The organism is Streptomyces canus (assembly GCF_030815415.1).
GTDB lineage: Bacteria > Actinomycetota > Actinomycetes > Streptomycetales > Streptomycetaceae > Streptomyces > Streptomyces canus_F.
This window is the reverse complement of the sequence record NZ_JAUSWW010000002.1, coordinates 17630-29664: the sequence shown is the minus strand read 5'-3', so window position 1 is coordinate 29664 and position 12035 is coordinate 17630. Positions and strand designations below refer to the sequence as shown.

The following is a 12035-nucleotide window of genomic DNA, read 5'->3' as shown; positions in this document are numbered from 1 at the left end:
CCGCAGCAGCTCGGCTCGCGCCCGGACAACTACAGAAGGAGGGGGTGTGGGGAATAAGAAACAGCAGGTCAGAGTCAGTGACGACGACCTGTATGGGCAGGCTGCCGGAGGGATCGGCGGCCTGGTCATCGTGTTCGGCATCCTCGCCGCCATCAAGAACGCACTGGGACTGTCCTGGGCAGCGACCGTGCTGCTCGTGGTCGGTGTCCTGGTCTGTCTCGGCTGGCTCGCCTGGAAGGCCCGGGCGCGCTTCAGACGATGGCTCGCGGGCGAGAACCAGCCCGCGGCGGCCGCCAAGGCTGCCACGGCGCAGGACGCACCGGCCACGGCCGCAGTGCAGGAGGCACCGGCCACGGCCGTGATCGGCGGCGACCAGGCCGCCGCGCTGGTGGCCGTGCCGCATCCGCAGCTCACGGCGGCACTCGCCAAGGCGGAAGTCATCCGCAAGGACGAGATCATCCGCGCCGATGAGGTCACCATCACGCCGGTACCCGCACCGGGCAAGGGCACGCGATACGACTTCCTGGTCCCGGAAGGCAAGACGTTCCGGGACGTCGAGAAGCGCCTGGGGCCCGTCGCCGGGATGTTCGGCGTCACCAGGCTGCACACCACGATGGAGCGCAGCCGGGACAACGACCGCCGCACGCAGCTGCTGGTGCTGGACGAGCCGCCGCACACCAGGCCGTTCCCCGCGCCGACCCGGCAGGAGATCGAGACGTTCGCCGGAGTCCCGCTCGGGCACGACGTGATCGGGCGGCTCAACGGCGTGGAGACCTTCGACCGGGCATCGCTGCTGGTCGGCGGAATGACGCAGATGGGAAAGACCACCCTGGTCAACGGTCTGATCACCTGTCTGCTCATTGCGTACGGAGATTTCGACCTGTATTTGCTGGACGGAAAATTCTGCGGGCTGACCAGATTCGAAAAGGTCGCCGTCCGCTACGAGTCGTCCGACTCACCGGCCGTCTTTGAAAGCATGGTCGATGAGCTGAACGCCCGGGGCGAGGCCCGATACGAGAAGAAGCGGGAGGCGATCAGGAACCGGCAGCCTGAGCCGACGTTCAAGCCGGTGTTCTTCATCGTGGACGAAGCAGCAGATTTCTTCGCACACGATGGGACGAACGCCGGTAGGGAAGACGCGGCACGCATCGCAGATAAAGCCCGGTCGCTGGTCTCCAAGTGTCTGGAGTCGGGAATCTCTGTGGTCATGCTGACACAACGCCCGGCACAGAATGCAATCCCGGTCATTGTCCGTGATCAGTTCCTTTACCGGGTGTGCCTGTACGTGGCGTCCGAGGGAACTGCGAAGGTCGCTCTCGGAGACACATACTTCGAGACGATTGCCCCGATCAGTCCACCGCTCCTCGATCCGACGATCAAGGGTCAGGCCGTTCTTTTCGCTCACGGAAAGTCCACACTGATTCGCGGATTCAATTTCTCGGATGATTTCATCTGGGAAGTTGTGGACGATGTGGTCGCCCGGCAGCAGAAGACGCTTGAGCAAGGTCCGGTCACCCCGCTGAAGCAGGCGATCGAGTTGCTGGAGAGCCAGGGGCTGGAGTTTATGCCCACGGCCGAACTCGCGCCTGCTCTCGGGATCACAGAAGCCAATCCAGGGGAGCGCGGAAAAAAGCTCTCCCGCAAGCTTGGCGTCACGCCGGACAAGGACGACAAGGGAACACGCGGTTACTGGATCAGCGATCTGCACGCCGCCGCCAAGTCCGGTTCATGACCCGCCGGACAGCCCGCCAGCAACCCGCCGCAGGCCCGCCGGCAGTCCGCCGTACAGGCGGTTTCACCCGCCGTGCCGCCCGCTTCACGGCGGGCTCACGGCGGGCTTCCGGCGGGCTCGCGGCGGCCTGCCGCTGTACCGCTGATCAGCGGAAATGATCGTTTCGTCTCTCAGGAAGGAGTCAGCACCCTTGCGTGCCTCTACCGGCGTCATCGCCGGCGTAGGAGCGACGTCGTTCGTCATCGTCGCCGCGCTCGTCCAGGCCGCCCCGACCCAGACCGCCGGCGCGGCGCTCAGCCTGAGCGTCCCCGCCAAATACAAAGCGCTGATCGAAGAGGCTGGAAATACCTGCCCAGAGGTCACACCGAACCTGCTCGCCGCGCTCCTGAACCAGGAATCCGGTTTTGGAGAAAAAGCCACGTCACCGGTCGGCGCTCAGGGCATCGCACAATTCATGCCGTCCACCTGGGAAACCCACGGAATCGACGCCAATAAAGACGGAAAGCGCGACGTGTGGGACCCCGAGGACGCCATCCCCTCCGCAGCCCAGTACCTGTGCACCGTCGCCGCAGACGTCAAGGACGTGCCCGGCGACAGACAAAGCAACATGCTCGCCGCCTACAACGCAGGAAGCGGCGCTGTGCAAAAGTACGGCGGTATCCCGCCGTACAAGGAAACACAGAACTACGTCCGGTCGATCCGGGCACTCGCCGCGACCCCGTCGTCCGGCGGACGATCGGCTACCAGCTCACAGGCCGCTACCGCAATCCGGGCAGCAGAGAAAATGATCGGCACCCCGTATTCCTGGGGCGGCGGAAACGCCAACGGCCCCAGCACGGGAATCTGCTGCTCACCCAAGGGACGCACCGGAGCGAACGTCACCGGATTCGACTGCTCCGGACTGACCCTCTACGCGTACGCGAAAGCCGGAATCACACTGCCGCGTACAGCCGCACAGCAATACGCGGCATCCAAGCCGCTGAAGCCGGGCGAAATCCGCCCCGGAGACCTCGTCTTCTACGGGAAAAGTCCCACATCGATTCACCACGTCGGTATCTATATCGGCGGCGGATGGATGATCGACGCACCCCGGCCCGGAGCGGAAGTCCGGTACGACCCCATGGACGTCATGTCCGACCTGTATTCCGTCGCCCGACCCATTTCCACGCAGAGCAAGGAGACCTGAGAATGTTCAAGGCAATCACCCTCGCCAAGCCCGTCGACATGTCCGCCGGCTTCAAGGACTTCTTCGACACCATCGGCCTCACCGGCAGCGGCCTGGTCACCAAGGGCATCGCCGCCGTCATCGCCATCATCGCGGTCCGCATGCTGCTCCAGCTGTCCAACGACCCCAAGGGCGCACTCCGCAAGGGCAGCTTGGCCGTGGGCACCCTGTTCATCGCGGTCGTCCTCGCCCTGTACGGAAACACGCTCTTCTCGACCGTCACCGAAGCCAAGGGCTGATGACCCATGGCAGACAACCCGTGTGACGGCCTGTACGGGCCCAGCAAGAAGTACTGCGAGACCGGCGAAACCCCATTCGACACCGGCGGCGGGCTCACCGGCGGGGCGTCCGACTACGTCAAGGACGTCGTCGACCACTTCCTGCACCTGCTCAAGCAACTGGTCGCCCCCAGCGACGCCTGGGCACCCTCGACTGCCGACAACGGCATCTACCAGGGATTCATGTGGCTGGGACAGCACTTAGCCATCGCCATCTTCACCTGCGTCGTGGTCGTATGCGCCCTGACCGCATGGCAGGGCGTGCCACGGCTACGGCAGATGGGAGCCTCGACCGGCTGGACACTGGCAGCAGTCGCCGGCATGGCGGCCATTCCCGGCGCCGTGATGCTGCTGAACACGGCCATCAGCGAAGCATTCAGGGTCGCCTTCAACTCCAACGAAGGGACCCTGTTCGGGGCCATCCGCGCGGACATGACCGTCGGCCCCGACGCCGGTAACCCCGCGGCGCAGCTCATCATGTGGGCTGCGCTGGCCGTCGCCCTGGGCATCGCCGTCCTGGTCTTCATGACCCGCCAGCTCGGCATCCTCATCTTCGTGTGCATGGCCCCCCTCGTGCTCGCCTCCATGGCGCGGGGCGGGGAAATGGGCGCGGTCAAGGCGTGGGCACAGCGGCTCCTCGGCTTGATGTTCGCGCCGTTCGCGCTACTGCTGCTCTCGCCGTTCGTCTCAGTAGTGCAGGGCTCCCTGGTCCTCGACGCCGTCCTCCTGGTCGCCGTCGACGTCCTCATGCTCCGCATGATCTTCCACGGTGTCCCGTACTTCGGGCCCATGGTGGCCCGCGGAGCGCGGGGCTGGATGGAACGCCGCACGGACAACGGCCTCGCGCGGGCCGCCATCCGCGCGGGAGTCCCCGACCACTACGAAACGGAGACCTCCCCCCGCCAGATCCGCAGGGTCGACACCCCCCGACGGGCCCTGCGCCAGGACGGTGCACAGCTGATGGGCGCCTACGGCGTGAAGGTGGCCGGCAGGACCGGCCGCCTGACCACGGCGTCGGCCGTGGCACAGGCCCGGAACGAGGCAGCCGACCGGGCGGCCCGTACCGAACCCGTCCGGCAGGTGCGCCAGGAGGCACGGGCCGCGTACCGCAGCCAGCCGCCGCCGTCCCCATCGCCGACCCCGCCGCCCGCACCCTCGCCGCCCGCACCCCCGGCGGCCCCGCCGGCCATTCCGTAACACCCGGCCGCTCACGATCACGGGCGTCCGCCATCCCCGGCGGGCGCCCGTGATCGTGGCACCCCCACAACCGGCACGCACCCCACCGACCCGCATAAGGAGCGGCTCCCATGTACTCCCTGACGCCCGGCTACCGCATTCCCGGCCTCCAGCGCGGGCTGAGCCCCGCCGAAACCCTGCTGACCAAGGCGAACGTTCTGGGAGGCAGTGCCGTCCTCATGTCCGCGGTGGTCGCGCCGCCGCCGATCGGGGCGTTCGGCGCGGTCGCCGCGACCGCCGCCCTGCTCAACATCGCCCCCGGACCGCGCTCCCTCGCCCGGTGGGCCGCCGTCGGCTACCGGCGGCTGCGGGAACGCACCCCGCCCGCCTCGATGACCGGGCAGCCCGGATCCACCGCAACGTGGATCCTCTACCCCGACCACGGCACCATGCAGGACCCGCAGCGACGCGAGGCCTGGCACGCTGCCCTCTCCCGCGCCCTGACCCACACCGGAGGCCAGGCCCGCAGCGCCGGAATCCAGGTACACACCACCCACCACGCCCAGGTGGGCGAGCACACCGTGCACACGCAGACGATTTCCGTGCACGTCCCCAAAGGCCTCGCCGGGCAGCCCGACCGCATCCTCGACACCCTGGAGGGCGAGTTCGGCCGGCTCGGCTACCTCGCCCCCGCCGACCCCGACCCGGCCCCCACCGTTGTGGAGCGCGGGCCCGGCTGGGTGCGCCTGGACGACGACCGGTACGCCGCCACGGCCCGGATCACGTCCTGGCCCGACGTCACCGACGGAGACCTGATGACCAGCGTCCTGATCGGCACCCCGGGCAAGCAGGTCCCCGGCTCCTTCTGGGGCTACGAGCGGTCGTTCGCGGTGCTGTACCGGCCGCTGCCCGCTGCCCAGTCCCGGCGCTCCGCGCGATGGCAGGACGCCGCGGGGGGCGCCTTCACCACCGACCGGATCACGTCCGCGCGCCACGAAATGGCCGCCGACACCACCCATGGCGCCCTGGTGGAAGGCGACAGCCTGGTCGACGTCGACGCCTACATGACGGTGTGGGGCGACAGCCCCGGGGCCGTCGCCGACGCCCACTGGCAGGCCTCCCTCGTCACCGACCAGTACCGAATCCGGCTCGACTGGCTCACGGGCCAGCAGCACCGCGCTCACGTGATGACCACCCCGCACGGAGCCTCGACACGGAAAGGAGCGGTGCTTTGATCCGCCTCGCTACCTCGCACGCCGCGATCACCGCCCCGTTCGTCGCCAGTGCGGCCGGATTCCCCGGAATCCCCATCGGCCGCTCCCTGCTGGACGGGCGCGCGTTCCACCTCTCACCCGTACTGGCCGACATGAGGATCCTGCCGTCGACCAACAGCATCGGGCTGGGGGGACTGGGCTCGGGAAAGTCCACCACGGCCAAGGTGCGTATCCGCCGGGAGATCCTGGAGCAGCAGCACCAGGCCGTCGTCGTCGACTCCTTCGGCGAGGACAACGCCACAGGCGAGTGGGCCCCCCTCGTGCGGGATCTGGGAGGCCTGGTCATCGAGGCCGGCGCCTTCACCCTCAACCCCTGCTCGGACCTGTTCTCAGCCCCGGTGCGCGAGCAGCTGGTGCGCTCGCTGATCCTGGCGAGCGAACCGGACGCCCTCACCACGCAGGCGACGCACGCCCTTCAGCACGCCCTGAACCACCCCAAGGCCACCAACCTCAACGGGCTCACCGACGCACTGGTCAACCCGCAGGACGGCCGGTGGCCCGCCGCCCGCCTCGCTGAGTGGGGCGAGAGCGCCGCCATGGCACTGTCCCGCTACACCGAAGGATCGCTGCGAGGCATTTTCGACGGGGAGGATTCGGCGCTGCCGCCGACCGATCTGCCCATCCTGTCCTTCGACTTCACGCGCATGGACCGCAACTCTCCGGCGATTCCCTCGCTCATGGCGGCCGTTGCGTGCTGGGTGGAACAGGTGTGGCTGCGCCAGTCGGCCGCCGTGCACCGGCACCTGGTCCTCGAGGAGGCGTGGCAGATCCTGCTGTCCCCCGCCACCACCGAACTGATCCAACGGCTGCTGAAGAACTCCCGCAAAGCGGCGCTGGAGATGAACGTCGTGATGCACACGCTGTCCGACCTGGGACAGGGCCGCGCGCAGGACCTGGCGCGGCTGTGCGAGATAGCCCATGTGGGGCGGCTCGGACGGGATGAGGCCGCGCTGACCGGAGCGCTCCTCGGTCTGCCTCAGTGGGCCATCGACGCAATCCCCGACCTCGGGCCCGGTCAGGCCGTATGGAAGGTGGGCCCCGCCTACGTCGACATCATCCAGACCGTCATCGACGACCAAGAGGCCCGGCTCACCGACACCGGCACCCGGCGCCGTGCAGCCCAGCAGGCCCACGCCGACCGCGAGGCCGCCGCCCTGGACGATGAGCACGACGACAGAGAGCAGGCCGCCGACTTGCTCGACGCGGAAACCCTCGACGGGGAGATCGTGGAAGCGGAGCTCGTGGACGACACGAGCACCCAGCCCGCGCCGGAACCGGCGGCCGCCGATGACTGGGGGTGGGAGATGCCGCCGAACGTCATCGACACCCGGCACGACGACGTGCTCCAGGCCGCACGAGAGGGCCGCTTCAGCGAGGCCGCCCAACTCGCCGCGATCGGCGAGCGAGAGGACATCACCGCGCACGGCATTCTGTCCGCTGAAGCCATGTCATGGATGTCCACGCGGGCGGAAGTTGCGGAGCTGTCCGGAAACCGGGGCAAGGCCATTTGGCTCCGCGCTACCGTCGATCGCATGGGCATGGGCAGGGAGCGGTCCGAAGACGTAGACAACCCCGACGGCACACAGGCTCAGCACAGTGCGCCTGAGCCGCCCGCCTCGGCCGTCACTGAGGTGACCGAGGAACCGCGGCCGCGCCGGCGTCGGGTATGGCCCTACGTGGCTGGCATTGCCGCGCTGGGCATCACCCTCGCCGGTATCTCGCAGGCCAGCCAGGACCAGGAGCAGCAGGAGGAGCGCACGGCGAAGGCGGCCGCCTACCAGGGCAGGTCAAAGGCCGCTCTCGATATAGACGGTGTCAAGGCCGACGTGGTCGCCCACTGGAGCAGCGACAAGCAGCGAGTCGTGCTGGAGCTCCGCAGCTACTTCGACCCGAACGCCCGCTTTTTGCGCATCGACAGCGGCGGCGAGAGCGCCAGCTCCACACTGGACAACGGCAAGTGGCCCCGCGACCCGGAGATCACGCTCCCGGTCGACGATCCACTCGCCGACGTCACCGTGCGCATCGCGGTCGGCGGCCGCAAATGGAAGGAAGGCAGCCGGGCAGTGTCTCTGGCTGTCCGGCTCTCGCCCACCGGCCTCGCCTACGACGCGACCACGGGCAAACGGCTGCCGTCCGGCTGACTGGCCCATACCGCCCCAGCTGAGGGCCCGCACCCCACACGGTGCGGGCCCTCAGCGCATCCCTGCCCCGGGCGCACTGCCTGGCCCTCACCCCCGTGCCCCGGCGCGGGCGTGAGGACCGGACAGGCCGACCGGCCCGTGCAGCCCCGCCCCCACTCCCTCTTCGATAACGAGGAGCTTTGCCATGCCCCGGAATCCCCAGCCGCAGCCGATACCGGGCTGGTTCATCCCCAACCCGCCGCCCAAGCCGTCGCTCCTGAAGCGCATAGCCGTGGGCGCCGGCGTCGGACTCGCCGTCGTCCTCGGCTCCCAGAACAGCACCGACACCCCGGCCACCGCGCCGTCGCCGGGCCCGACGGCCACCAGCTCGCCCTCCACCGCCTCGGACACGCCGTAGCCAGGCCGCCCTGCGCGGCGGGGCGCGGCCGACCACCCACTCACTCCTGGAGGACCCGACCGTGCTTATTCCTCGCCCGCGCCGCCGGATCGGCCGGCCCCGCCCGCAGCGCCCCGGCACCCGCTACCCGCAGCGCCCGATACGGCTGCCCGGTACCTGGACGCGGTGATGCGACCCCACCGCCGTCCCGCTTGCGAGGTCGCGCGGCTGCTCCGGGGGGCGCAGGGCCTGCCCGAGTACGACCGCGGGGCGTGCCCCGATCATCTGCTCACGCGACGTCAGCTGCGGGAGCGTGGCGTCAGTCCCGGAGGCCACGGCCCGGTCGGCATTCTGCGGTGCGCTCGCTGCCGGTACACCCCGCAGTGGTCCTGCACCCACCGCACCCGCGCCTTCCTCTACGACCTCACCGTCGCCCTGCCTAAACGGGTGCCGACGCTCGCTCAGGAATGGGCGCTCGACCGGGCGATGGCGGCCCGGCAGACCTGCCCCGGGCCGTGCGGCCGGCGCTACCACCACTGCCTCCCGCTGCGCACTCTCGGCACCTGCCTGGAGTGCCACGACGGCACGCCCGCCGACCCGAGCACCTACGTGACCCCAGGAGAACCCGCCTGTGACGACCACACCCGACACCGCGTCCTGCACGACGTACACCCTTGACCAGGCCCTCGACCACGCCGTGCAGGACACCGACGCGAAGATCGCCCGCACCGACAGCAAAGCCAGCCTGTTACTCGCCTTCACCGGGGCCGTCCTCGCCGGGCTCGCCTCGATGGCCGGCACGCCCATGCCGCCCGTGACGGCGGCGCTGGGTGGTACCGCCGTCCTCGCCCTGGCGGCGGCCGCCGTGCTGCTGCTCCTGGTCGTCCGGCCCCGCCTGGGAGGCACCGACCGCGCGAGCTTTCCGTACTGGGCAGGCCTGCGAGACGACGCCTCGATCCTGGCCAGCATGACCGGCGACACCCGCGCCGCCCGCATCCGCGTCCTGTCCGTCATCGCCGCGCGCAAGTTCGCTCTCCTGCAACGCGCCGTCGACACGATCCTCGCCGCCCTCGCCCTGCTCCTCCTGGCAGCCCTGAGCGCCCTGTTCTGACGGTCCCGCGGACCGCCCCGGGTAGTGGCGCACGCCGCGCCCGGGGCGGTGCTCAGGGCCGGGCAGACGCCCGACTCCCTCACACAGCGAGAGGCGCACCCCTACGCCTGGACAGCCTGGGTGCGCCTCTCCTATCCCCGCCCGCAAGGGCAAGAACGGAGCCATCATGCCTCCTTCCAGCGTCTTACGGCTGCCACCCCGCACATTCGCCATCGCCGCGGCCGCCGTGCCGCTCGCCCTGGCCGTCGTTGCCGACGACGTCCGCGTACGCCGCCAGCTGCGCACCGCACGCCGCGACCCGCTCACCGGCCTGTCCGGCCGCGACGTCCTGATGGACCGCATCACCCGCCTCGCCGCCGCCGACCGCGAGCAGCTGCACGTCCTGGTCGCCGACGCCGACGGCCTCAAGGCGGTCAACGACACCCTCGGGCACGCCGCCGGTGACGTCCTGATCGCCGCGATCGGGCACCGTATCGGCGCGTGGGCGCAGGCCCGCGGCGGGCTCGCAGCGCGCCTGGGAGGCGACGAGTTCGCCGCCGCCGTGCTGCTGTCGCCGGCCGCGACCGTCCGGGACGTCACCGCGCTCGCCGACCAGCTGGCGCAGCCCGTCGCCTGCGGGACACACCGTCTGCGCCCGGCCGTGTCCATCGGCACCGCCCGCGCCGCCGACCTGCCCGACGCGGCCAGTGCGTCCCGTCTGCTGCGCGGCGCGGACATGGCCATGTACCGGGTCAAGAACGGCTCCGAGGTCCGCGGTTACGTCGCCACCCGCCACGACGCCTACACACCCGCAGTCCACGGCCGGCGTCCAGGCCGCCCGGGCACCCACCTGCCGGTCGGATGACCACGCAGCCCGCACGCCGAAAAGCGACCACACCTGACCTCCCGTGTTCTTCCCGACCACTCCGCAAGGAGGGCTCAACAGTCATGAGCCGCCCCAACCTCAACCAGCCGCCCTCGGGCGACGCCCCCGACCCGCGCTTTCCGATCCCCCACAGCCCCACCCCCACGGCATGCCAGCGGAATCCGCGCCTGTTCGACTTCGCCAACGGCGATCGCACCCACGACCGCGCGGCGACGGAGAAGCGGCTGGAACACGCCCGCAAAGCCTGCTCCCGGTGCCCCATCGCCACGGACTGCCTGCAGTGGGCGCTGGTCAACAAGCCCCTCACCCGCCTCGGGATCTTCGCGGCCACCACTCCGGGCCAGCGCACCGAACTCCGCAAACGCCTGGCCGACCGGCTCGGACCGGACTGGATCGACGTCCTCGCCGAACAGGACCAGACCCGCCGCGCACGGGCCGCGGCAGCCCGGAACCACCCGCTGACCGTGTCTCAGACCCGCGTCGTCCGGCTGGACCGCGACGTCAACGGGCCGATGCCGACCCACCGGCTCCTCACCCCCGCACAACAGCAGCGCAACCTCACCCGGCTCGCAGCCAGCCTGAAGACCGCGTCGTAGGAGCCGTCATGCCCACGGAATCCCTTGCCCACATCACCGCACCGAACGGAGCCACCACGATGACCGACACCGTCACTTCCATCCAGCGCCGCTACGCGGCGGACTCCCCCCTCGCCTACCTGCTCGAACTCGCCGCCGACGCCGACGTCGACAGTGAGGACGAGCAGCGAGACGACGCGCAGACCGCCGCCGCCCACCACATCTACGAGCGGTACGCCGACAGCCTCGCCCGCGCCCTGGAGGTCATGGACTGGCAGGGCTACCCGGCATGGACCGGCGTCGGCGGCCGCCAGGAACCGTCAGCCGTGGCGTGGCTCGACGGCGGCCTGTGGCTGCACCACACGCTGCGCATCACCGAAGCCGACGGCGCCCTGGACGTCCTCACCCTGATCGTGCCGTGCACCTGCGGGCGCGGGTACGTCGACATCAGCGTCGAGTACGAGCACGACCTCATCGAGATCCTTGCCGAGCTGCGCCCCACCCACGGCCACGCCCCGCACACGGACACCCCGGTCACCTGCCACAGCGTCCGGACGTACCCGGCCCCCTTACGGACTGTCCGCTGAGCGCTGAGGAGACCCGCTCCCATGACCGCACACACCGACATCCAACCCGAGCAGACCGGCACGCTGTCCGGCAGCGCTGCGGAGGGCTTCACACGGCTGTACGGCATTCCGGTGACCGAGCTAGTGCTGTGACCGCATAGGTTCGCCGGGTTGGTCGTGTGCTCAGCTCCTCGCCGATCCGTTGCTGATGATGCGCGGAGATCAGCGCAAGGCGACACCTTCGTGATCCATACTCTGTGGCGGAAGCTTCGGGGAGGGCATGTCCGTGCAGCACAGCGGTGGGATTACACGAGCAGTCAGGCGAGCAGCGGCCGTTGTCGTTGCCGCTGTCCTGATGAGCAGTTGTTCGTCGGACGATCCAGCGCAGGCCAAGGAGCGGCAACGGGATTACTGCACCAAGCTGGGGTCCTGGCAGGACGCGGCGCACGCCACGACAACCGGCGAGCCAGACGCCGATGCCGGTGACGGACAGAGTGTCCAGTCGCCCGAGTTCGATAACACCGAATCGGCAGGGCATGCGGTCATCGAGGCCTCGAAAAGGCTTGACCGGACAGGCCTGGAACACGGTGGCACCGACATCCTCGATGACACCGTCAACGCGGTCGGCGGCGACATCGGGGCTGAGGGTCGTGCAGTGTCCTACTGCGATAGCTCAGGTTTCGAGACCTTGGTCAGTTCGGCTGGCTAGTGCTATG

General features: G+C 69.6%; 13 protein-coding genes. All 13 read left to right on the top strand.

All coding sequences use genetic code 11. The features are described from left to right. The first annotated feature begins 46 nt into the window (after positions 1–46). The 13 genes from QF037_RS49300 to QF037_RS49240 all read left to right on the top strand — a co-directional run bounded on the left by QF037_RS49300 (position 47) and on the right by QF037_RS49240 (position 12028). Complete coding sequence (locus QF037_RS49300) at positions 47–1732, top strand: FtsK/SpoIIIE domain-containing protein (RefSeq protein ID WP_307038023.1); 1686 nt, start codon at positions 47–49, stop codon at positions 1730–1732. Between the two features lie 190 nt (positions 1733–1922). Then, positions 1923–2918, top strand: coding sequence for a C40 family peptidase (locus QF037_RS49295; RefSeq protein WP_373464010.1), 996 nt, complete (start codon positions 1923–1925; stop codon positions 2916–2918). A gap of 2 nt (positions 2919–2920) precedes the next feature. Beyond that, a complete protein-coding gene (locus QF037_RS49290) occupies positions 2921–3196 on the top strand; it encodes a hypothetical protein (protein ID WP_307038021.1) in 276 nt (91 codons plus the stop codon). A gap of 6 nt (positions 3197–3202) precedes the next feature. Further along, on the top strand, positions 3203–4432 hold the full coding sequence (locus tag QF037_RS49285; RefSeq protein WP_307038018.1) for a hypothetical protein: 1230 nt from the start codon (positions 3203–3205) through the stop codon (positions 4430–4432). Positions 4433–4542: 110 nt separating this feature from the next. Beyond that, a complete protein-coding gene (locus QF037_RS49280; protein ID WP_307038015.1) occupies positions 4543–5646 on the top strand; it encodes a hypothetical protein in 1104 nt (367 codons plus the stop codon). Continuing rightward, on the top strand, positions 5643–7826 hold the full coding sequence (locus tag QF037_RS49275) for a hypothetical protein (protein ID WP_307038013.1): 2184 nt from the start codon (positions 5643–5645) through the stop codon (positions 7824–7826). The genes QF037_RS49280 and QF037_RS49275 overlap by 4 nt, the downstream gene beginning before the upstream one ends. A gap of 184 nt (positions 7827–8010) precedes the next feature. After that, positions 8011–8223, top strand: coding sequence for a hypothetical protein (locus QF037_RS49270; protein ID WP_307038011.1), 213 nt, complete (start codon positions 8011–8013; stop codon positions 8221–8223). A gap of 168 nt (positions 8224–8391) precedes the next feature. Beyond that, positions 8392–8880 carry an RRQRL motif-containing zinc-binding protein gene (locus QF037_RS49265; protein WP_307038010.1) on the top strand — a complete coding sequence of 163 codons (489 nt, stop codon included), beginning with the start codon at positions 8392–8394 and terminating at the stop codon, positions 8878–8880. After that, on the top strand, positions 8834–9313 hold the full coding sequence (locus QF037_RS49260) for a Pycsar system effector family protein (protein WP_307038007.1): 480 nt from the start codon (positions 8834–8836) through the stop codon (positions 9311–9313). Before QF037_RS49265 ends, QF037_RS49260 begins: the two co-directional genes overlap by 47 nt. 166 nt (positions 9314–9479) lie before the next feature. Next, on the top strand, positions 9480–10157 hold the full coding sequence (locus QF037_RS49255) for a GGDEF domain-containing protein (RefSeq protein WP_307038005.1): 678 nt from the start codon (positions 9480–9482) through the stop codon (positions 10155–10157). Positions 10158–10240: 83 nt separating this feature from the next. Continuing rightward, the gene (locus QF037_RS49250) at positions 10241–10774 is read left to right on the top strand and encodes a WhiB family transcriptional regulator (RefSeq protein WP_307038003.1); all 534 of its coding nucleotides are present in this window, start codon (positions 10241–10243) and stop codon (positions 10772–10774) included. 8 nt (positions 10775–10782) lie between these two features. Further along, positions 10783–11340, top strand: a complete 558-nt coding sequence (locus QF037_RS49245) for a hypothetical protein (RefSeq protein ID WP_307038000.1) — start codon at positions 10783–10785, stop codon at positions 11338–11340. 259 nt (positions 11341–11599) lie between these two features. Next, positions 11600–12028 carry a hypothetical protein gene (locus QF037_RS49240; RefSeq protein ID WP_307037998.1) on the top strand — a complete coding sequence of 143 codons (429 nt, stop codon included), beginning with the start codon at positions 11600–11602 and terminating at the stop codon, positions 12026–12028. Positions 12029–12035: the final 7 nt, after the last annotated feature.

Excerpts from the sequence above, each read along its gene's own strand:
- QF037_RS49290 (WP_307038021.1), top strand. The coding sequence starts at position 2,921 with ATGTTCAAGGCAATCACCCTCGCCAAGCCCGTCGACATGTCCGCCGGC.
- QF037_RS49285 (WP_307038018.1), top strand. The coding sequence starts at position 3,203 with ATGGCAGACAACCCGTGTGACGGCCTGTACGGGCCCAGCAAGAAGTAC.
- QF037_RS49280 (WP_307038015.1), top strand. The coding sequence starts at position 4,543 with ATGTACTCCCTGACGCCCGGCTACCGCATTCCCGGCCTCCAGCGCGGG.
- QF037_RS49270 (WP_307038011.1), top strand. The coding sequence starts at position 8,011 with ATGCCCCGGAATCCCCAGCCGCAGCCGATACCGGGCTGGTTCATCCCC.
- QF037_RS49265 (WP_307038010.1), top strand. The coding sequence starts at position 8,392 with ATGCGACCCCACCGCCGTCCCGCTTGCGAGGTCGCGCGGCTGCTCCGG.
- QF037_RS49255 (WP_307038005.1), top strand. The coding sequence starts at position 9,480 with ATGCCTCCTTCCAGCGTCTTACGGCTGCCACCCCGCACATTCGCCATC.
- QF037_RS49250 (WP_307038003.1), top strand. The coding sequence starts at position 10,241 with ATGAGCCGCCCCAACCTCAACCAGCCGCCCTCGGGCGACGCCCCCGAC.
- QF037_RS49245 (WP_307038000.1), top strand. The coding sequence starts at position 10,783 with ATGCCCACGGAATCCCTTGCCCACATCACCGCACCGAACGGAGCCACC.
- QF037_RS49240 (WP_307037998.1), top strand. The coding sequence starts at position 11,600 with ATGTCCGTGCAGCACAGCGGTGGGATTACACGAGCAGTCAGGCGAGCA.